The organism is Paenibacillus sp. OSY-SE (genome assembly GCF_000283315.1).
GTDB classification, from domain to species: domain Bacteria; phylum Bacillota; class Bacilli; order Paenibacillales; family Paenibacillaceae; genus Paenibacillus_B; species Paenibacillus_B profundus.
This window is the reverse complement of record NZ_ALKF01000155.1, coordinates 14602-36429: the sequence shown is the minus strand read 5'-3', so window position 1 is coordinate 36429 and position 21828 is coordinate 14602. Positions and strand designations below refer to the sequence as shown.

Genomic DNA, 21828 nt, shown 5'->3' with positions numbered 1-21828 from the left:
TCTTCCTTCCCTCCTCCCTTAGGTTAGCTACTCCCTTTGCCCATCGTGAATTATCGTTATGACTCCTCCATACGTGCATGAATTCCAGCAGGTGCTCAGCAGCGCGTCCGATCCCCCGATCGATACGTTGTCTTTCCCTGATTGCCAAGGCATCGTCACATTCGGAACGCACATCGCTACGCATACAGGCGCCGGAACCTCTTCTGGGGGCGGCGCTTCCTTTTTAATGAACAGACTGGCGAACCATCCTGCCTCCTCTTGCTTCGGCATAGGAGGCAGCGCAGCAATTACGGCCTGTACAGCGGGATTTTCCGTGCTTTGGCATAAGCCAAACGGCCTGATGTTGGTCATTGGAACGCGATCCTCGACATTCAGCTGCGGCTGATCATGAATGTAATCCCCGTGGCTGGCGGGAACGACCAGCCGGGCCGGACGCGTCCCTTGGGTGCACATGCAATACGCACCGTGTACAACATATTTGGGCTCCTTCTGCTCGCCGCCTCCACCATCCATCATTTCCTCCATTACAATCCCCTCCTGACTTTCCTTTTCAATGAACCGCCTTATCCTCGCTGCTCCGCTTCCGCATCGGACAACGCCGGTTCTGCCGCGCAGCGGCTCCGCACCTTTTCCAAGCGCATACCCAGCAAGTCTCTTCTTAAGAGGCTCTCCGCCACATCGAGATTGATGATGACGTGTTTTTCAAGCAAGCCCTGAACCCGAAAGATCGCATGCTCGGCAGCCTTCGAATGATCGATTACGATGCTTTTGACTGCCCCTGTTTTGTAAAATTCCGTATGCTCCGATAAGCAGTCCACCCTAGGAAGCAGCAGCAGCCAATATACCTTTTGCATGCTGTGCTGCGGATTCGATAAGATGGCGCATTTGAATACCAGCCCTGGATCATACAGCTCCAGCACCTTTTTCAGTTCATCCGCCACGAATACGACCGGTTTGCCGATATAATCGGGATAGACGCTATCTGCGCTGCCTTCCACAAATACCACGGTAATGTCATGAATGTCGTCCGCCTGCTCCGGCGTAACCTCTATTGTTTTGTTAGTCGATTTCAAACCGGCAAATCGGATCATATTTTCCACGTTCTCGTCCTGCGAAATGATGAAATATTCCATATTCCCTCCCGGTCCCTTTGCGGAGCTTCTGTCCATCAAGCTTCGACGATCAAGATGCGCTGCAATTGTGCTTCGCTCAGGTCGAGATGCTTCACATCCCCTGCCAAAAACGTCGCTCCCTCCAAATCCGCATCCGCAAAGCTCGTGTTCTTCAACATCGCTCCCCGAAAATCCGCTCCTCTGATATCGGCTCCCTTGAAGCTCGCCTCTTCCAGATTCGCGCCCGCAAAGCTTGTCTCCATGAATGGCGGGATGTGGAGCTGTTCCTGTGTAGGAAAGGTCAATCCCGCCTGTATCTGCTCCAGCTTGCAATTTCGCAGATTGGCTCCTCTGAAGCTCGCGCCATGAACGATGCTGTTGTTCAGATCGGCTCCTTCCAGATTGGCGCCACGGAAATCCGCGCCAATGAACGCGCAGCCCCACAACAAATTGCCGGCAAGCATGCTTTCAGAGAAATCGGCAAAGCTGAAGTTCAACAATTTAAAATACATGCCGCTTAAATCCGAGCCGCTAAACACTTCATAGACGTATTCGGTTCTTTTGCCAGCTGAGAACATTTCCTGCAGTTCCCGGCTGTCCTTCACCCGTGAATCGTGCCTGTACACCAGCTCGCTTCGGTCCTTGTATTCGCCGACGTGGACATACAGTTCGTCTTCTTTGTCGATAGCTGCGAACTCGTCGGTGCGAACCGCCTGTTTCATCGCATATCTTGCAAGCTTGATCATATAGGCCATATACCACACGGTTTCCTTCCGGATGATGGACGCCACGTCGGCGGGCAAAATCTTCCCGACATACATTTTTCGTTTCGCTGAAATATACCGTTCGAATTCATCCAAGTAAGCTAAAATCCATCCGGCGTCGTATTCGGCGGCACATTCCGCCGCATCCCCATACCATTGCCCGTCATACGCACAAATTCGGCAGCTGTGGTCCCCGATCAAGAGCCGGTTTCGCAACACGGCATATTGGATAAACTTGATCTTTCCTTTTCGTTTCTGATCCTGCATACGGCGGATCTCCACACACATTCGCTTGAACGACTCCGTAAATTCGTCAGCCAGTCTGTCCCTCTGCGCCATTACGAGCTGGTGGAGAGCCAGCATTTGCTCCATGCGTTTTTCGGTTACGGCAGTCTGCTGCCAATGCCGCAGCGCCTCGTCTCTTGTCACAACGGATCTCCCTTTCTGCGCGGAGCGCCCTATTGCCAGACTAGTTCGTAAAGACTTCGTTACCTTTCAGCTCCGTATCTCCCCCGCTATTCAGCACGATTTTGCCGCCCTTTTGGCTTTCAATCGTAATTTCCTCGCTAGCCGTCATCGTCAGCGTCTTGTCCGCTCGGATGTTCACGGTTTCTTTGGACGTCAACGAGACTTCATTCTGGCCGACGATCGTAACTGATCCGCTCTGATCCAGCATGATCGTCGCTTGTCCGTTGTTGGCGGAGATGAGCACATGACTGGGAGCCAGCGTGACCTCCATGCCTGACGAATTGCGAAAATATCTAACGTTCGGATCAGCCATCCGATCCTGAGAACCCCCGCCTTGGGAGCCCCCGCCTTGGGAGCCCCCGCCCGATCCTGCCCCTGTACCTTGAGCTCCTTGCGGCGTTGCCCCCGGCAGCTCTCCCGCATATGAATTGACCGAGCTGATCGCGAAGGCCTCTTCCTCTCGCTGGCTCGGAAACGTCACTCGAACACTGTCGCCCGCCTCGGGCATGCAGTACCAGCCGCTGCCGTCTGCGGACGCATATACGGTAGAATAAGGAAACCAGTACGCCTTGCCGGCATCCTGCTTCTTGTCGATATCCAGTTGGACCTTTACCTTGTCTCTGTTGATCGCCATAACTGTGCCGCCTACGGAAGCTCCCCGAATAGCATCGTTATACGGCTGCTCCCGGTTCAATCCCTTTCGGCTTGTAATCGTATATTGGTGCATGACCCTTCCTTTTTCCATGGTGGACACGGCCTTCTCGACATATAACCGTGCCTTCTGAAAGTCCACGGCATCCCCTACATGCAGCAATTGGTCGGTTGTAATCACATAAAATATGAAATCAGTCTCCTGCGCATCCGACCGGATGTTTTTGTGATAGGTCATATAATCGCCCAACTTCTTTTTGACGATATAATTGAACTCTTCCAGCTTTTTGACCGCGCCAGATTCCGGCAATCCGAAGAAGAACTTAATATCTTTGAACTGCTCGGCCGGAACCACGACTGTGTCAAGACGGGAGGCCATCCTTTTCAGAAATGCCCAATCCGTTTCCTTGTACTGCATGACCAAATTTCCGATACCCGGGTTTTTGTCCGCCGTATAGTTCACATCGTAGTTCGAATAATCTTTGCCTATCTGTTGGACAAGCTGACCGTAATTCATCGACGCATCCTGGAAGGACCTGCTCTTCACGCGGATATCGAGCATTACCGTGCTCGTCAGCGCTTCCGCATGGATGGAATAGACATCACGCGATTTCTCGATGCGCATCTCGGTGATAATCCCGGAGAACAACACCCGCTCCTCGCCTTGCTCCAGAATCTGCTTCACTTCAATGGGAGTCTGTTCATTGATCGCATAAAGATCATTGTCTTTGTGCTCTTCTGAAATGACGCCCGTGAAGGTTAATTTTCCATGTTCATTCACCTGCTGAATCATTCTCAATTCCAGCAGCTGCATATGATCAAAGGGCGCTACTCTCACATTTTGATAGGATAATAGAGATACGCTCATCCGTTCGCCACCTCCACTGAATCGATCATTTCTTGGGCTATGCAAGTCCACAGCTTGCCGTACTTCCCATTGCAATTGATGTTGCCAATCAGTCGTTTCCGGCCAACATCCACAAAAAATAAAAAGTTAAATACCTTCCCGTGCGCCACCGGATTTAAAAACGAGCAATAGTGAATCCGTTGCCCATTCACTTCCTTCACCCCGTCGTCCACCCACTCTGTGTGCAGCTCCATGTTCTTCATGTTCCGGATCATCTCCGGCTTCATGGCCTCCATATTGATTTCTTGCCCAGGATGATCGGTATATTGCAGGATGACGTTCACTGCGTGAGCTTCGTTCTGGAACACCTTCTGTTGTTCAGTATCGAGCGTACAGATGAGAAAGTCTTTCGGGAACAAGAGGTGAAGGATCGGCTGAAAGAAGCCGATCTTCTCGAACTCCACTTGGGAGCCATTGATCTCAACACGACCATTGTGAATCCCTTCTCTAACTTCCTGCTGCCAAAGCGCTTCCTGCTCGGCGTAATCTGCTTGCTGATTGTCTTGCGCAGAGTCTTGCCCCGTTGCTTCCGCTTGAGCGGCCTGCTGTTCGTGGATATCCCGCTGCTCCACATTTTTCTTCATTTTTTCCAATTCAATAATCTTCTTGTCCAGATGCTTCATCTGAATTCCCCCTCCTTGAATGGTGCTAGCTTCTGACACTTGATGCCCATTTCCCCTTCTTAAATTGAATAAATATCCAATCGAGTATTAAATATGATATCGGCAATCTTTGGAACATTTATCAGGTTTTTTTGTCTACATTTTCTATTTTTTAGAAAAACATTGAGCAAGTCTTCTAAAAAAGCTTGTAAATGAAAGCCAATATGCAATATGACGATTTTAACCATCCCGATGCACTGAACTATGATGCGTTCATGAAGGATGTGAACGAGGTGCGCACCACGGACAACAAGGGCGATGTCATCATCATTGAAGACATATTTGCGCTATATTTTGCAGAGCTTAGGGAAATACTGGACTTAAAGCTATTTGTTGATGCGGATGCGGACGAACGGTTGTATCGCAGAATAAGCAGAAATATGAAAAACTGGGGATTTAGCATGGAGGAGGTTGCGACCTACTACTTGCACGCCGCCAAGCATCGCGAGATTGAATTTGCGCTTCCCACGAAAAAATATACCGATATCATCATCAATGGCCACCAGATGGAAGGGACTGCGAAGCACATCATTTGCAGTTGGATATACAGCCGCATGAATCCAGCTTCACCTTGATCGAAGTGCGGCATATAAGGCATCCAGGCTTGAATCTGGATGCCTTTACTAATCATTCATGAGCCCTGCACCGATTAAATGTGGAACGTGGAGTTCTTGTTTACGTAAACTTTCGTGTATGATTAAACTACAAGTGGTTGAAAAAATAGCTTTTTAAACTACTTTTACAAATGTAGTGTGATGAACAATTGGAGGTTATACTCATGAGTCGCCAGAAATTGCAAGAGAGACTCAAAATGAAGGAAGTTGAAACGAAACACGGAGAGCAATTCAACAATTTATTGCGCTATGTGTTTCAAGTGACCAATCATGATTTGCAAGCATTGGGCTGGGAGAACAGAGAAATTGCGCAGGCCAAGCTGCCCGTGCTGAAGCAAGCCGATGTATTGGGCTGGTTCGATGGCGATAATTTGATTTCGCAGCTCGCCGTTTACCCTTTTCAGGTCAATATTTTCGGACAAATATACGAAATGGGCGGACTGACCGGGGTCGGCACCTACCCGGAATACGCCAATCTTGGCTTGATGAACAAGCTAATGCGCCAAGCGCTGACAAATATGCGTGAGCGAAAACAGTCGATTTCTTATCTGTATCCTTATTCCATCCCCTATTACCGCCGCAAAGGCTGGGAAATGATATCCGATAAAATATCGTTCGAAGTGAAAGACACCCAATTGCCGAAATTGAAGACCGTGCCCGGCAATGTCGAGCGCGTGACGATCGAGCATCCAGACATTAAGCAGGTCTATCAGCGCTTCGCCTTGCAAACCCACGGGGCTATGTTCCGCAACGAGTTGGCGTGGGAAGAATATTTGCGTTGGGACCTCGATGATATGACGGTAGCTATCTATTATGACAGCCATCATCAGCCGATGGGCTATCTGCTGTACTGGATTGCCGAAGAAGTCTTTTATATGAAAGAAATGGTGTTCGTCAACCAAGAAGCAAGGACGGGATTATGGAATTTCATCAGTGCCCACTTCTCCATGGTAACCCGTGTCAAGGGGCACATCTATACAGATGAACCTCTCGCTTTCTTGCTGGATGATGGCGATATTAAGGAAACCATCGCCCCTTACTATATGGCACGCATTGTCGATATCAGCCTATTCCTAGAGCAGTACCCGTTTCAGCCGCAAGAAACCGAGTGCCAGTTCACCTTCGTTCTGCACGATCCGATGCTGGAATGGAACCAGGGTATCTTCACTTTGGCAGTGGATAAGGATGGCAAAGGGCATTTGACAAAAGGCGGGAGCAACCGAGACGCTGAATTTGATATCCAAACCTTGACCACGATGCTCATGGGCTACAAACGAGCGTCCTACTTGGCACGGATCGGCCGCTTCCAGGCGAATGAAGCCACCGTCAATTTGCTCGAGAAGCTGATTATTCGCCAGCAGCCTTATTTCTCCGATTACTTTTGATTGATTAGGGGGGAGGTGAAGCGAAATGGAATCCTATTTTCGGATCGGGGAAATAGCATCTATTTTTAACATTCCTCTGCAGACGCTGAGATACTACGATAAAATAGGTCTATTTTCTCCGGTTCATACGAATCAGGAAACAGGATATCGATACTACGCCCTGCATCAGCTTCCGCTTCTGCATCAGATCAAGACGTTCAAAAGCATGGAGATTCCATTCGCCGAAATTAAAGAGTTGACGTCGACAGATTGGAACGTCGATAAAATGGATCAAGTCTATGTCGTCCAATTAGAACGGCTTGAGCAACAAATGCGGGAGCTGCAAACGTTGAAAATAGAACTTGAAGCCAAACGCCATCATTTCTTGGCGCTGCAAGCCCAGCCTAAAAATGAGATTTCCATTCAGCAATGCGAGGCAAGAGAACTATTTTGCAAACCGATTGACGTGTCGACATATAAGGAGCAGGAAACGGAATATTACCGCTCCTTCCTGCCCTTTTCCAATCAGACCGATTATTTGAACGTGGAACCCGGCTTTATTGTGACGCAGCCCGCTTTCTTTAATGAACGAACGAAGGCTTCATATTTATTGCTGGTCAATCCGACGGTGGTTCCGGAAGGTTTTCAGCCTCACCATATGAACGAAGGCACTTATTTGACTCTTCTCATTGAGGACAGCTATGCGAAATCTCCAACCTATTACAGCTTGCTGCGTCAACATATTTTGAAGCATGGAATCGAGGCAGTGAGCGACATTTACGAATTTTGTTACACCGTCCTGCCCAACAATAATAACGATGTCAGTGTGTGGGAATTGCGAGTTCAAATAAACCCCTTGACCCTACAATCGTTGTAGGGTTTAGACTAAGGCTATTCTCAGATGAAATTGGAGGAAGCCTAATGAAAATACTTGTAGTCGTTGCCCATCCCAGAACAGATTCACTCACGTCGAGCATGACGAAGCGCTTCACTGAAGGATTGATCGAGGCTGGACATGAATATGAAATCGCCGATTTGTATGCCGAAGGATTCAATCCGCTATTGTACCCGCAAGACGAGCCTGACTGGAATAATCCGAGCAAAGCATATTCGGACGAAGTGCTGCGCGAAATGGATCGAATCCGAGCAAGCGATGCCTTGGCCTTTATTTTCCCTATATGGTGGTACAGCGTTCCTGCCATCTTGAAAGGATATTTTGATCGGGTGTGGAACTATGGCTTTGCATATGGTCCAGCCAAATTGCCCGTTCAAAAAATAAGATGGATCGCCTTGGTTGGCGAGACTCAGGCCAAATTCGAAAAGCGGGAGTATCATTTGCTGGTGCAGCAGCACCTCAACGTCGGATTGGCGGGATATACCGGCGTTCAAGATTCCAACGTCCACTTTATGTACAATACGATCGGGGAATTCGCTGAAGGCCAGCAAGAGAAGAACGAGGCTCATTTTGCCGCTCTATTGAACGAGGCGTACCGGATCGGACACACTTTTTAAGTAGACTTGAACATACAAAAATCTTGGTGCCGACCTGACTTCTAAGAAGCCTGTCAAGGTTGACAACAAAAAAATACGGATGGGGGTATCGTTCGAGGTGACCTGGCGATCGATACCCCCACCATTTTTGTTTTATTCAACTTATCTTAATAGATTTCCATTAGTGCTCTGTTTTGAACCAAATTGCCGTTCTTATCATATTCTTTGAAGGTTGCTCTATAATAAGGTGTGGCGCCATTAAAGGTGAACTGTGCTGGGGTATCTATATACAAAGTAGTTCCATTCTTCAAATAATTGTTGTATCCCATTAATTGATACAAATCAATATCCTTCCATCCATTCCATTTACTTATAGCATTGATTGTATTACGTGCATCATTCAAAGTAATTTCTTTATAGTTAGGATAGTAGAACTTTTGAACCAAAGTTTTGTCATTGAAGGTTACTTTCAAGTCTCCCTTTAGGTCATGTGTTCCTGAGTATACCATCTTTCTCAAATCGTGAGTTACGATAGCTTTATGCCCCGCTGGAAGCGAAACTTCTTGTGAAGGAACCGTATATTTATCCGATTCTGTGAAGGTTTCCGTATTGGTAGTTGATAAATTATAAGTAACGCTTGTTTCAAAATCGGCGCCTGCTAAAGCAACAACACCTTTGGCGGCCACTTTAAACCCTAACTGCATGCCGTTCGTTACTGAAGTAGCTTGAGATTTTGTATAATCCTTTTGAAAACTGTCCGTTTTCATTTTTTGAGTTGTTGACGTGAAGTTCGTCAATTCAGAAGTACCGCGATATATCGTATCGCCCGTTTTTGATGTGTAATTCACATTAGATACATCCAAGTCATTTAAAGCTTCAATTTTTAATCCCATTTGTTCTGCGATACTGTCATAACCTTTGGAACTTGCAAGATTGGCTTTGTACCATGATATAAAACGATTGGCTTGATGAGAGCTTTGGTCTTTCAGTATCCAGAATCTAGCTAAAAACCAACTGTCCAATATTTGTTGTTGCATATTAATAGGTTTGTGTGTCAATTTGGACTGGGTATCCCTATCTTTCATTCTCAAATAGACAGTATCGATATAAGATTCTGCCGCATAAGGGCTCGCGCTGGAATATGAACTGGCATTACTCTGATTCGTATCGAAATCAGCAGCAATGGCCGGTAAAGCACCTACCGGCATCAAACTTAATGCTACAGCGCTAGCAATCACTTTTTTCTTGTTTTTTCCAAGCATTTGTGCGTCCTCCTTATTTCTAATCCATCCGTGCCATTTCCGCTGCTTATTTTAAGCTCCTATGTCCGCCAATCAGATGATGATCACTCCGTTCCATTGTTACTGGCGTTGGTGATGAGTCGGTGTTGGGCGAATCAACTTGCTCAAAGCCAAAATATAAGGCGAAAATCAAAAAGACACTCGACATTTTCTTCATTTCTAACTCCCCCTTTTTACATTTATTTGTTATATCCACTACAACTTAACGATAACATGATTGGAGCTCAATCTATAAATAAGGATAGTTATATTGTGTTCCAAAAATGTGAAAACCGTTAGGAATGCCACATCAATCGATACAGATATCCAAAAAAACCTTACCGAAGCCATTAAAATGAAGCCGGTTAATTCCGAAAATAATACAAAAGGAGGAATCGAAATACCGCAGCAGGACAAGCACATTTTCTCCAACATCTGATAAATGAGTGTAAAATTGTATAAATATGAAGAGGGGAACTATATGGTTTATACGTTAAACGCCATTGAAATTGGGAAAATCATAAAGGATTTGCGCTTGCAACAAGGATTAAGTCAGCAGGCTCTGGCAAAGGGGATCTGTACGCAACCTCATATCAGCAACATTGAAAATGGCCGGGAGGTTCCATCTGGCTTCATCTTATACTTATTGTCAAAAAAATTAAGAGTGAATGTAAAGTGTTTATTTGATATCCAAGACGACTCTAATTTAAACTACAAAAATAATATTAAATTTATTGTCCAATCCTTTATACAAGAAAATGATTACGGACAAGTATTGAAGATACTGGAAGATGAGAGCCATCTTTTCGAAGCTCCCGAAGATCAGCAATTCCTCTTATGGGCGAAAGCCATATCCCTTTACTATTCCAAAAAAGATTTGAATACGACTTTTATGTTGTTGAAAACAGCATTAAAAAAAACTTGCAAATGTTTAAAATTCTGTTCCGAACAGGAATTAACGATTATTAATAGCATTGGCATTTTATTGTCTGAAGCCAATCAAAACCGCCAAGCGTTGCGGATTTTAAAATGGACGTACCGCCATATTCATAAACATTATTATATAGAAGACAGGACGCTGCCCATTAAAAATATATACGCGTTTGCGCGTTCCTTATCAAGAAATAATGACTATCACAACTGTATACGCTGCTGCAATGAAGGAATCGAGCAGTGTTTAAAATATAATTCTCTTTACCTTTTTGGAGAACTATATTACGAAAGAGGCTTAAATCACTATTTTTCAAACCATTTCGAATCGGCATTAGAAGATTTCGAACAAGCCATTATGCTGTTCAAGCTCAAAAAACAGTATAACTCCAAACATTTTGTGGAAAATAAAATAAAAGAATTTGAACTGAAAAAATAATGACTTTTTACATCTGAAAAGAGTCCATAAAAATAGCCGTTTCTTCTTAGACAGAAAGAAACGGCTGTAGAGCTGTGTTGAAATGATCAGTCAATATCAATTGGAACCGTACGTTTATTTACAAGCTGAGCATTCTTCTCATCCGTCACATCATAGGTTGTTACTATTAACTCGGCGCCATATACGCCCGAGAAAGAACCTTTCCCGCTTACTTCAACAGCAGAATACGCATTAGCCGCAGCTCCGTATCCGCTCGTTGTAATATGAACTCCGGCATTTTTGATTTCTTGCTGCTGAGCGGATGTCAGGCCGACATAGTGCCTCCCCAGAAAATCATTGTATTCAAATTTCTTTGACTCTTGCATGCCCATCCAGCCAGTATATACTCCAGTCGCTTTGATTACGCTGCGATTAGCCGTAGTGCTTCCCGTTTGACCTGTAAATACAACATCTCCGCGATAAGTTCTTTGGCTGAACTCAACAACTGTTTTATACGTTTTATGCGGGGGAACTTTCACTGGTTGTGCAGGCACTTCCAATGTATAGGATTCACTTGTCGTATGTGTTTCCGTATTGGCTGTGTTGTATTCCAGATTTATTTTGCCTGCACCCTCTAAAATTAACGGAAGGATGAATTTATTGCCGAGATCCCCGCCTCCACCAACTTTGAATCCGTTGGAAACACTGGTTGAATTGGATTCCGTATACGTTTTACTGAATTTCACAGTGTTGAAGCTTTGATCTTCATTCGTTTTATTTGGAAATGTGTTTTCTCCTATAAATACAGGCAGCGTTGAATCATAGTGTATGTTTTCAGTTTTCGCATCAATAGATAGATCGATTACGGGTGTAACACTATCTGGATTAGACCGAAGCGTGTATCTAAAACCATTACTTTCAGGGTTGGCAATCGTGTTTGCCAGATGATTTTTGTAATAATACGTGCCCACCTTTTTAAGTGCTTCATTCACATCCACGATCCCGATGCTTTTTTCTTGGGCAATAAATGATTCGGCATAAGCCTGGGGCGGAACCGAAATGGTTCCAAGCGTGAGTAGAGAAAGCCCAATAACAAGACCATTTTTCAAAAAATGTTTTCTCATTGTGTATCCCTCCGATTGATTGTGCTGATGATTTCGCCTCATAATCCTCCTTTCATTCGGGTTAATGTTATGGTAGCACGGCATTTATTTCCTCATTGCATAAGGATTGTTATATTCTGTTTCAATCATGTTAAAAACCCGGGATAAGCAAAAACGAGCGCCCCCTGCACAGTTCAGGGAGCGCTCGCTGCCACACATTTATCTTATGATTCTATCATCAATATAGGCTCTTCGTCCGTTCGCCGGACTATTTTACTTCGACAATGCGCTTCTCTACTGCCGGGTGAATAACCTTGTTGTTAATCAAGTATTCCTCTACCAATTCATAGAAGGTATAGCCGGTATCCAGCACACGATCCTTCTTCAGCATGGAGTAGCCGTCTCCGCCTGACGTAATGAAGTCGTTCGTTGCAATCTTGTATGTTTTCGCCAGATCAAGCGGCTGTCCGCCAATCTTTACTTCCATCACGCGCTCGCCAACCGGCTTCTTCACATCGTAGACGAAGGACAATCCGCCCACTTGCAGGAAAGAGCCTGGCAAATCATCGGCTTTCTCCGCCCCTTTGACGGATACTTCCAGCGCAGCCTTCACATCCGCACCGGTCGCTTCCACGATCGTCAATGTATTCGGGAATGGCAGAATGGAGTAGAGATCCTTCTTCGTAATTTCTCCCGCCACCTTGCTGGCCCGGATTCCCCCGCCATTGACTAGCGCCACATCGGCTTCATATCCCGCGATCGTCTTCGTCTTGGCGATGAGCGCATCCGCAACGAAGTTACCCAGATTGGTCTCCATCGCGCGGACCTGCGTCCGCTCGCCATCTAGATTGACTTCCGTTTTGCCGATTACGTCCTTCATCGATTCCTCTACCTTAGTCACGACCTCTTGCACGAGCTTCTCGATCTCCGCATCAGCCTTTACCTTCTCGTCGTACTCGACCAGCCCGCCGCTGAAGCCGACTAGCTCCTTATTATAATAGTAAAGATCAACGCGTCCCAGCGACTTGCCGTACTCCCAGTCCTGTACAATATAAGTGCCGTTGACGACTTCTGGCGTGCGAAGCGGTGTATGGGAATGTCCGCCGATAATGAGGTCGATTCCCGCTACGTTTTTCGCAATCTCCCGGTCTTTTTCAACTCCGATATGCGATACGACGATAACATGATCGGCTTCCTTCTTCATCTCCGGCACCAATTGCTTGGCAATGTCTACCGGATCTTTGAACGTCAGGCCCTTCACGTTGTTCGGATGCGTAACGATCGGCGTCTCTTCCGCGACGAAGCCAATAAACGCAAAGGTCTCACCGCCAACTTCAGTCGTGAACGTCGGCACCAACAGATTGGAGCCATCCGCCTGGAAGACGTTGGCGCTAATCATCGGATACTTCAACTGATCGCGCAGCTTCAACAGTTGCTCATAGCCGTAATCGAATTCGTGGTTCCCGGCTGCCATTGCGCCATATCCAAGAGAATTCAAAATCGGAAGAATCGACTCCCCTTTGAACTGATTCGTATAGATCGTTCCCTGAAACGTGTCTCCCGCGTCCATCAATAGGAAGTTTTTGTTTTCCTGCTCCCATTCTTTGACGAGCGTAGCGATTTTGGCGTATCCGAATTCTTGGCCACGCTGGTCTTCCTGAATGTGACCATGCACATCATTCGTATGGGCAATCGTAATATGCTCCGTGAGAGCAACTCCTAGCGCCTCAACCAATTGCTCGCGAGTCACATGGGGCCCGTCAAGCAGCTCGAGTTCGATGCCTAATGACCGGGCAATTTCGGAAATACGCTTGGCGGAAGGAGCCTCTCTGTCATTAGCGCCCTCTTGCGCCGTAATCGCTCCTTTGCCGGAAGCCCAGTCCAGATAACCCTGTGCCCAGTATCCATTCTGCTGCGGAATGGTCTCTCCGGTGCCTCTGGCAATCAGCGCGACGGTTTCCCCCAATGATACCGGGCGATCCAGCCGCAAGTCCCCTTGCTCATAGCCCGTAATAATATGTTTCTGCTGCATCCACTCATTGTGCTGCACCGGATGGAGCGGATCGGCAAAGGCGGGTGCCGAGAACAGCATCCCCAACGCACCTGCTGCCAACAATGAATACGCTTTCATTTTAAACTTCAAAAAAATCATCCTCCCTTAAACTGATAGAATGATAACCCTGAACAAATATAAGTATATTTATTCTTTTTGTCAATCAAAAGTTATACATAGATTGTTTTATATCGGTCAAGTTATTGCTCAAGCTAAAGCATAGGGAGGCAATTTGCTTATTTAAATCATTTCTTATTAGCACTAATCATATTTTCAATCAATCCTTTTCCCGGGAAATCAGCAGCAATTATGCCGGTATACTCCAAATTGTGATTTGCTATATAATCAGTTGTCAAAACATTAGTTCCTTCAAATGCAATTGTACATATCCCGATGAAACAATCGGTTCTCGGAAAATCCGGATACGAATCTGACCAGCCAGGAGTAGTCAACCCCGTAGCAAGCCTAGGCGCGGATGTTCCAATCTTGTATATCAAATTGACGAGTTATAATCGATCCCGATATTCGAACCGGCAACATTACGGAGAATAACGATTTTCCCTCTCATTTCTCCTAGTGCAGGGTTTGTTATTTCTTCCATGGAAGCGAGCTGTTCTTGTGCCGCTGCAGATATATTTTGGGACCCGGACGAAGAATGCAACGCTGCGTCATTAATCGATTGAACAGCAGACTGTATCTTTTCAGCGTCAAGTGTCATACTATGCACCGAAGATGTCACGTTTTTGATATGGTTGGCTACTTCGTCTACCGATGTCTGTATTTCCTCGAACAATTGACCTGCTTCACCGACGGCGGTCACTCCATGTACGAGCTCATTCGTCGTTCTTTGCATGGAATATGCCGCATGGGCTGCTTCATCCTGTATAGCGTTAATCAACTCGCCTATCCTTTTCGCTGAATTAGCGGATTGTTCAGCAAGCTTGCGCACTTCATCTGCCACGACAATAAAGCCGCGTCCATCTGCCCAGTTACATCAAGGCATATCTGTCGATTTCATGCTACGAAAGTTGAGTTACTTATTGTAAATACCATCACTGTTCAGTACAATATGATACACAGCAAGAGCATTATAACAGTAAGCTAGGCGAGGAAGGGAGGTACTATCCGGGGAACTATGCGGCTCCCGCATTCACTGCTGTTCATCATTTCTCACAGAGCAATCCCCCCTCTCATCCCGGTAAGCGCCATTACAGGGAGAGAACACACATCCCCATGCAGCAGGCGTATACTCCATGACAATGAATATGAATGCAAAGGAGTGTATCATTGGCATGAAAACGAATATGAAAATGATTATGTTCTCCACAATCTGCTCCATGACACTGGCAATTTCCTTGTTCTCGACTCCTATATTTGCGGAGTCGGCAGTTGCGCCATCATCCGAGAAATCCGAGCCGTCGCCCAACCCCCCCAAATTGTAACCGCTTCCTTCATGCAGCACGACCTGGATCTGTTGAGCCGGGATATGACAGGCATTCCGCTTGACGGCGATTCCTATATTATTGTCGCACTCTCGGTTCTTCGTGTCCAATGCTGAGCCTAACATCAACTTTATGCAAACCCAATATAAAAAAAGATGTACGCTATCCTTTAGACGCAAATATGGAAGCAGAGTAGTAATAACGGAGGATTAGACATGAAAAAAAACACAATTGTAGAAAAAGAATTTTTACATCCCCAAGAAGATAATTTAGAAACGTTATTAAACAAGACAGCCCTCCTTCAAAAACAGCTTAAAGCCAATAATCATCTTAACCCTAAATTCCCTTCAGATACATTTCTTTATAAAAAAGAGTTGGAAAAGAGTTATATGCCTGAAACAGGAATAAATACAGAGGAGGTCTTTACAAGTCTTTCTGAAATGTTTGAAGGAAGTATTCGACCACAATCACCATATTCGCTCTTTAATATGGTACCATCACCATTACTGGATACAGTGGCTGCAACAACAATGACGCAATTATACAATTCAAATAGTCTAATGGATTCTTTTGGTGGAAAAACCATATTATTTGAACAACGCATAACCAGGGCCATTGGTCGTTTAGTAGGCTGGGATCAATCGTATGGAATTTCTTGTAATGGTGGAAAATTAACACTTTTTTATGCCATAAAATCAGCAATTTCAAAAATCGCTCCTGAGTCAAGACGTGAAGGCATTCCAAAGGATCTCGTTGTTTTAACAAATGAGGGAGCACACTATTGTGTTGAACATGTATGTTCAATACTCGGATTAGGAGCGAATCAATGTATTCGTATTGGAACAAAAGAAGATTGGCGAATGAACATAGATAAATTAAAACAGGTTATTTACGAGCAATTAGCTAAAGGTAAGCGTATTGCAGCCATTGTTTGTTGCGGTGGAACCACAATTAACTTTGCTTGTGATGATACAAATGAAGTTTATCAATGTGTAGAGCAGGTTTTTAAAGAAACGAACCAAACGTATTTCCCATATTTTCATCTAGATAGTGTTATCGGTTGGCTGTGGTTTAATTTTATGGGCTTAAGTGAAAAAGAATGGGAACAACGAGTTGAAAATCCTGAAATCCGTTTCAAAATTAAGCGAGCAGCACAAAAAATGGAAGGTGTTTCTCATTTTGACTCGTTCGGTGTAGATATGCATAAAAATGGTTTATGTCCGTATTCAACAAGTTTTTTTATTTCAAAAACAGATGAATGTTTTAATCGCTTGAATGAAGGTACATATACTTACGGAGAAAATGACTATGAATTTGGTAATTTTCGTGCCTATCGATATACCGTTGAAAATTCTCGGCCAGCTACCGGCATCGCTGCTGCCTGGGTAGCAATGAATCGTTTAGGGAAAACAGGCTATCAAGAATATTTAGTCCGACTACATACATTAAGTTTATTGTTTAAAAAAGAAATAGAAAATCTAAGTGGTGTGTCTGTTATTAATACTGCTTCACTCGGCTGGGAAATTGTTTTTACGATTTCATTTAACCGAATTCGATTGCATTATTCCGATTTTGATCCGAGTGAAATTGCCAAAACGTTCATTCAATATTGTTGGAACGAAACTAATAAAGGACGGGAAATTCCATTAATTAGTATTGTGCCAGAATTTAAAGTGAATCCAGAGGATAGAATGAAAATAGCTTTTTTACTATACCCCATGTATTTATTTTCTGAGGATAAAACCGGAGAGATTATAAGTAAATTAGCATCGTGTATTTACGAATTTGAAATGAAAGTAATATCAGGAGAAATTGTAATTGAGAATCGTCTCTTAGAAAAACCAATCCGCTGATATTTGGCAATCGGAAATCCAGATGGCTCACCAAATCCCGTATTAAGACAATTTACGGAAAGAAAAAGCCGGTTTTTCCTGCGCTAAGGATTATCGGCTTTGTTTTTAATCAACAAGGGGGGAGGACGGAAAGACGGCGTAGACATCTTGTCACTTTACAATTCCAGATTTTATTCCATCGATATTGATAGATGTCTTGAAATTAACCTTTTTATAGTAATCCTCCTTGTTTAATTGGCTCCATACCTCAGGCTGAAAAGCCATTAATTTACGCCCAATTCCTAACGCGTCGCAGTTGCTTTCTTTTAAATGACTGAGGACTTCCTCCGTTAACGTTGTCAGAGTAGCACTCAATTTTTCCTTTAATATGGAACTATCATTCTCGACATCACCTTTGGGATACTCTGTAATTTGCAGTTTAAGATTCATATCAATGGAAACGTTAATTTGGTTATGTGTGGATTTATGCAGCTTAATTTTTCTTTTTATATGTTTAACCGTAAATGAAACAAATCGTTCCGGATAGTTTTTAGTTACATTATCCAAAGTTATGATGAAACTGTTTTGCTGCGGACTTCCTTTTTTCAACAACAAGTAGAGAGTCGATTGATTATGATTCAGGTGGTAACCGGTATACTTCCGATCATTAAATAATGCAATTCCTTTTACGAACGCTTTATGTTTGTTTTCCTCTACCACGATAAAAGGCAACGTAATATCCTCTCCAGGATCAAGCAAAACAGATGCAATGGATTGAATGTTCTCCTCGGGAATAATCAAGCTTTCTTCTGCACTCTGGATTAGATCCAATAAATATCTGCTTATATGTTCTTCCCTGTCATTTTTTAATTGAATAAGCGGCAATGCCTTATCCTTCACTACTGCCACTCTTGCATTTAATGAATTGCGGGGGTTGCGGTAATGCAGATCGAGAAAGGGGTATATATCTTGGGCAGCAAAGGCTTCTCCAAGCAATAATAATTTATTCTTTGCGGTATCCAATACACCGGAAGCCATGTGATTCAGAATTATTTTCGCTTCTCCGGGTGTTCTTGCAGCAGTAACCAATATGTCACTTTTCGAAGAAGAATTCTTTGAATGTAAATTTCCAATTACGGGAGCTGCTGCACCCACGCAAAGAAGCTGCTTATTAGTGAGGTCATACGTCAGGGCCTGAATAAGTGTTACATTCTTCATTAAATGTTGATCCCAGCACCCAGTGCTTATCAGACTGAAACTTAACATGATTATTAAACACTTATTTCGCTTCATGCCTTACACTTGCCCTTCTTTTTGTGATAAATGAAACGGCCAACAACAAAGCAGGAATGAACAATTGAAACACATAATGACATGCGGTGAGATATTTATTAATAACATTAAGCTTGTCTATATGCATAAACCAAATGGAAACAATGAGAGTAATGACGCAAATAAGGGGTAAAAAGCGAGTATGCTCTAACCTGAAAAGGTTAGCCAATCCTTTTGAAGATAGGAGTAAAAGATACATAAAAGAGGTAGCGACTGAAATAATCCAAATTGAAATGAAAAACAAATCCATACGTTCAATGACGTGGAATGAGTAAGCCTTAATCATATAAATAAACGGTTCTGGTGTAAGATTGATGTCTGCCGGGCTCATGAAATACACAAGGCTTATAAAAACTAAATAGGTATAAAATAAAGTGACAAATATATGAGCCATAATTACAGCTTTTAATTTTTGCTTGCTGCTTCCATTAACAAAAGGAAATATAAAAAAAATAAAATCAAACCCAAGCATCGAGAATATTGCTTCCTTAGAGCCTTTGAAAATATTCAAGGCGCCTGCACTGCCTATGGGCAGGATATATAAGAAGTTCGCATCCTTCAGGGAATATGTGCTTAGAAAAAGTAAAATAATCAATAGCGGTGTTACCAGAACATAGAAGCGCGCGAGACTCTGCAGCGTATCTTTTACAATATACGCGCTGACTGCTACCATTAACGAAATGATTATCCAATGTGGAGTACGTTCTAGTACCCAGCTTCCAACGATATGACCGTATCTCGCAAGGATATAACTCCCTTGAAGCATGAAGTATACTGCATAGCAAACAATAAGGGTTTTCCCTAAAAATTCACCTGAGGTCTTTTTAAAGATATCGTACATGACTAAGCACGGATATTGATTACAGAGCATCCACATGATTAAAATAACACCGATCATGAGAACACCTGCTATTAATGTGGATATCCAACTGTCATGGTCAGCATATTTAGCGACATTATAAGGGAGCGACAATATTCCAACTCCAATTTGTGCTTGTATAACAATGTATACCATTTGCTGGATAGTAATATTATCCTTTCTTGCGAACAATTTGCTTCATCCTTTATTTGTAGTCTACCACGATGTAAATTACCGTTACGTATTCGTTTTTATTAGCTTCTTTATATATTTCCCTATAATCTTGTCTTTAAAATCCTTTAAAGTAAATGGCGTAAAATAAGGGGAGCCGAAAGACTCCAGCTTACATAAGTGACCTAATACCACAATTACACCAAATGCCATTCCAACAAGCCCAAGACACGCAGCCAGAAGCATAAACGGAAAACGCAATAATCGAACAGCTTCGCTCATTTCATGAGTTGGTATACTAAACGCAGCTATGGCTGTAATCGCAACAACGATGATCATCGTTGTCGAGATTAACCCAGCTCTTACAATAGCATCTCCGATAACTAAACCGCCTACAATACTGACAGTCGGTCCAATTCGCGGCGGCAATCTCAGACCTGCTTCGCGAATTAGTTCAATAGTTAACTCCATAATAAAGGCCTCAATTAACGGCGGGAACGGAATTTCATTTATAGAATTTTTAATGGGCATAACAAGTTCATCAGGCAATACATCAAAATGAAATGCAATGACAGCTATATAAAAGGCAGGTAAAAATACAGCTACAAAAATGCCCATGAATCGCAATGAACTGATGAAAATCCTGGTGTTCCATCGACTGCTGTAGTCATCAGCCGATTGCAAGAAAGCTGAGAAATGAACGGGCGCAATAAGGCAAGTAGCACAGCCTTCTAAAAAGATGATGATCTTCCCCTCATTGAGGTAAGCTAACGTTCGATCTACCCTTTCTGTATTTAACATCTGCGGAAAAGGGGAACGTGCGGAGTCTTCAATTAGTCCTTCCAGCTGTCCAACATTCACAACGCAGTCTATTGGTTTGGATTTGATTCTTCTCTTGATTTCATTAATCACCCGTTTATTTGAATGCTTTTCTAAATACACCAAAGCTATTTCAGTTTGAACCTCGTCTCCGACTTTGTCATATTGAATGATGAGATCTTCGCTTTTAAGCGTTTTACGGATTAAATATACATTTTGCCTGAGAGTCTCAACGAAGCCTTCATGAGAGCCTTGCACCACTTTTTCATTTTCAGGTTCCGCTATTGAACGCATAACATCATTGGCAATGTTAATAGCGTACAATTGTTTCGTTCCTTCTATGCTAATGACACAAGAGCCCTTAAGGAGCTCTTCCTTCGCCTCAGCCATTTCCCGCAATACCTTATAATTTACACATGTTTGGTTTCCGGTGTTTATTTCATTAAGCGGCATTTTTAAAAAGGTCTGAAATACGATCCGTTGCAATTTATTATGATCGGCGATTGTATCTAGATAAGCAATTAGGACAGACGCGCCGTTTTCCTCTATTCGCTGAACGGTGAGGTCTTGAGTATGCTTGAACGAATGATGCAAGTATTTCTCGATCGTGTGGTTGTCATTCTCAATAGGCAAATTGTTGTCATTCATCGAGGATATTTTTGTTTTATTCTTATCATTGTCCATTTGGGGCCGTTCTCTCCTCAATCATATTTATGGATTGAAAATATGTTCCCCCAATAATGTGATTATATGCTGATTCCTTTGTCCAGAGCGGCCCAAAGCGGTGTACGCATTAGCAGACGTGAGCAGACATTCAAAGTCACTTTACGAACATATCATCCCCAATTAGTGTCAAACAAAAATAATGGAGGGTACCGCCGAAGATTGGGCGATCGCCTCCACTATTTTTGTGCCTGCTCACTTCTTTCCAAGGCCCAAATGAACTTATCAAAAGCTATCGGACTTGTTGTTCACAGGCAGGACGCGCTGTTCCGCCTTTTCATACAGAGCAAGCAATCGCTTGATGAGTGCGAGCTTAGGCGCCGACCAGTATATGAACAAGGCCGAAACGATGCCTAACATAGCTCCTGCAGCGACATCTACAGGATAATGGACCCCTACCCAAATCCGGGAGACGGCTACACAGCATGCAATCCCAAGCCACAGCCACCCTTCCTTTTTGCGAACAAGCCAGAATGACACACAGATTGAAAAAAACAGAATCGTATGGTCACTCGGAAATGAATTATCGATAGCATGTTCAATCAGCTTGTTGACGTGCGGCAGCTCCGCAAATGGCTGATGATGGGTGTAGAGTTGACCAGCCATTTTCCCGAGAATTTCAGCAAGAACAAAGGCAAGCCCAGCTTGTATGACCATCATTCTGTTTTTACCCGTGCGGGTGAACCAATATACAAGCATACCCAAGACTAAAAAATACAGCATATATTCCGCCACAAAGACGGCCACCGGGTTAAGGGAAGCAAACTGCTTGCCTAAATCATTAATCGCTCGAAAGACATCTATATGATACTGAGAAAAAGACACTTATAAAA

At 43.8% G+C, this 21828-nt stretch carries 20 protein-coding genes and 1 pseudogene; 6 read left to right on the top strand and 15 right to left on the bottom strand.

Features of this window, described 5'->3' with window-relative positions:
- Window positions 1–27: 27 nt before the first annotated feature.
- Genes A372_RS0106160 through A372_RS0106140 form a run of 5 tightly spaced genes read right to left on the bottom strand, consistent with a single transcriptional unit; the run spans window position 28 to window position 4525 of the window.
- On the bottom strand, window positions 28–525 hold the full coding sequence (locus A372_RS0106160) for a DUF4280 domain-containing protein (RefSeq protein WP_019419953.1): 498 nt from the start codon (window positions 523–525) through the stop codon (window positions 28–30).
- Between the two features lie 38 nt (window positions 526–563).
- The gene (locus A372_RS0106155; RefSeq protein WP_019419952.1) at window positions 564–1133 is read right to left on the bottom strand and encodes an imm11 family protein; all 570 of its coding nucleotides are present in this window, start codon (window positions 1131–1133) and stop codon (window positions 564–566) included.
- Between the two features lie 35 nt (window positions 1134–1168).
- The gene (locus A372_RS0106150) at window positions 1169–2305 is read right to left on the bottom strand and encodes a pentapeptide repeat-containing protein (RefSeq protein WP_019419951.1); all 1137 of its coding nucleotides are present in this window, start codon (window positions 2303–2305) and stop codon (window positions 1169–1171) included.
- A 40-nt stretch (window positions 2306–2345) separates the two neighbouring features.
- Window positions 2346–3863 (bottom strand): contractile injection system protein, VgrG/Pvc8 family, encoded by a 1518-nt coding sequence (locus tag A372_RS0106145; protein ID WP_019419950.1) that lies wholly within the window; start codon window positions 3861–3863, stop codon window positions 2346–2348.
- Entirely contained in the window at window positions 3860–4525 is a 666-nt protein-coding gene (locus tag A372_RS0106140; protein ID WP_019419949.1) for a hypothetical protein, read from the bottom strand. Before A372_RS0106140 ends, A372_RS0106145 begins: the two co-directional genes overlap by 4 nt.
- A 191-nt stretch (window positions 4526–4716) precedes the next feature.
- On the opposite strand from A372_RS0106140, the gene A372_RS35335 reads away from it, so the two are divergent.
- The 4 genes from A372_RS35335 to A372_RS0106120 all read left to right on the top strand — a co-directional run bounded on the left by A372_RS35335 (window position 4717) and on the right by A372_RS0106120 (window position 8054).
- The gene (locus tag A372_RS35335) at window positions 4717–5139 is read left to right on the top strand and encodes a hypothetical protein (RefSeq protein ID WP_019419948.1); all 423 of its coding nucleotides are present in this window, start codon (window positions 4717–4719) and stop codon (window positions 5137–5139) included.
- A gap of 203 nt (window positions 5140–5342) precedes the next feature.
- The gene (locus A372_RS0106130; RefSeq protein ID WP_019419947.1) at window positions 5343–6563 is read left to right on the top strand and encodes a GNAT family N-acetyltransferase; all 1221 of its coding nucleotides are present in this window, start codon (window positions 5343–5345) and stop codon (window positions 6561–6563) included.
- A gap of 25 nt (window positions 6564–6588) precedes the next feature.
- Complete coding sequence (locus A372_RS0106125) at window positions 6589–7419, top strand: MerR family transcriptional regulator (protein ID WP_019419946.1); 831 nt, start codon at window positions 6589–6591, stop codon at window positions 7417–7419.
- A gap of 44 nt (window positions 7420–7463) precedes the next feature.
- Entirely contained in the window at window positions 7464–8054 is a 591-nt protein-coding gene (locus A372_RS0106120; RefSeq protein ID WP_019419945.1) for an NAD(P)H oxidoreductase, read from the top strand.
- 146 nt (window positions 8055–8200) lie between these two features.
- Here A372_RS0106120 and A372_RS0106115 read toward each other — a convergent pair whose 3' ends face one another.
- Together A372_RS0106115 and A372_RS37200 are read right to left on the bottom strand one after the other, a co-directional pair.
- On the bottom strand, window positions 8201–9295 hold the full coding sequence (locus A372_RS0106115; protein ID WP_019419944.1) for an ETX/MTX2 family pore-forming toxin: 1095 nt from the start codon (window positions 9293–9295) through the stop codon (window positions 8201–8203).
- A gap of 46 nt (window positions 9296–9341) precedes the next feature.
- Complete coding sequence (locus A372_RS37200; protein WP_157259458.1) at window positions 9342–9491, bottom strand: hypothetical protein; 150 nt, start codon at window positions 9489–9491, stop codon at window positions 9342–9344.
- Window positions 9492–9794: 303 nt separating this feature from the next.
- Between A372_RS37200 and A372_RS0106100 the strand changes: the two genes are divergently transcribed.
- The gene (locus tag A372_RS0106100) at window positions 9795–10682 is read left to right on the top strand and encodes a helix-turn-helix domain-containing protein (RefSeq protein ID WP_019419942.1); all 888 of its coding nucleotides are present in this window, start codon (window positions 9795–9797) and stop codon (window positions 10680–10682) included.
- Between the two features lie 86 nt (window positions 10683–10768).
- Here the strand turns inward: A372_RS0106100 and A372_RS0106095 are convergent, their stop codons facing one another.
- The 4 genes and pseudogenes from A372_RS0106095 to A372_RS0106080 all read right to left on the bottom strand — a co-directional run bounded on the left by A372_RS0106095 (window position 10769) and on the right by A372_RS0106080 (window position 15384).
- On the bottom strand, window positions 10769–11785 hold the full coding sequence (locus A372_RS0106095; RefSeq protein WP_019419941.1) for an ETX/MTX2 family pore-forming toxin: 1017 nt from the start codon (window positions 11783–11785) through the stop codon (window positions 10769–10771).
- A 247-nt stretch (window positions 11786–12032) separates the two neighbouring features.
- A complete protein-coding gene (locus A372_RS0106090) occupies window positions 12033–13895 on the bottom strand; it encodes a bifunctional metallophosphatase/5'-nucleotidase (protein WP_036703485.1) in 1863 nt (620 codons plus the stop codon).
- A gap of 415 nt (window positions 13896–14310) precedes the next feature.
- Window positions 14311–14787, bottom strand: a pseudogene (locus A372_RS38465) (methyl-accepting chemotaxis protein); the annotation flags it as partial.
- Window positions 14788–14967: 180 nt separating this feature from the next.
- Window positions 14968–15384: a hypothetical protein gene (locus tag A372_RS0106080; protein ID WP_019419938.1), complete on the bottom strand. Its 417-nt coding sequence runs from the start codon at window positions 15382–15384 to the stop codon at window positions 14968–14970.
- Between the two features lie 90 nt (window positions 15385–15474).
- Between A372_RS0106080 and A372_RS0106075 the strand changes: the two genes are divergently transcribed.
- The gene (locus A372_RS0106075) at window positions 15475–17112 is read left to right on the top strand and encodes a pyridoxal phosphate-dependent decarboxylase family protein (protein ID WP_019419937.1); all 1638 of its coding nucleotides are present in this window, start codon (window positions 15475–15477) and stop codon (window positions 17110–17112) included.
- A 150-nt stretch (window positions 17113–17262) separates the two neighbouring features.
- Here the strand turns inward: A372_RS0106075 and A372_RS0106070 are convergent, their stop codons facing one another.
- The 4 genes from A372_RS0106070 to A372_RS0106055 form a co-directional block, all read right to left on the bottom strand.
- On the bottom strand, window positions 17263–18357 hold the full coding sequence (locus tag A372_RS0106070) for a Ger(x)C family spore germination protein (protein ID WP_272943456.1): 1095 nt from the start codon (window positions 18355–18357) through the stop codon (window positions 17263–17265).
- A 13-nt stretch (window positions 18358–18370) separates the two neighbouring features.
- Complete coding sequence (locus A372_RS33380) at window positions 18371–19474, bottom strand: GerAB/ArcD/ProY family transporter (RefSeq protein ID WP_019419935.1); 1104 nt, start codon at window positions 19472–19474, stop codon at window positions 18371–18373.
- Between the two features lie 45 nt (window positions 19475–19519).
- Window positions 19520–20956: a spore germination protein gene (locus tag A372_RS33375; RefSeq protein ID WP_019419934.1), complete on the bottom strand. Its 1437-nt coding sequence runs from the start codon at window positions 20954–20956 to the stop codon at window positions 19520–19522.
- 264 nt (window positions 20957–21220) lie between these two features.
- A complete protein-coding gene (locus A372_RS0106055) occupies window positions 21221–21820 on the bottom strand; it encodes an undecaprenyl-diphosphatase (RefSeq protein WP_019419933.1) in 600 nt (199 codons plus the stop codon).
- Window positions 21821–21828 lie beyond the last annotated feature (8 nt).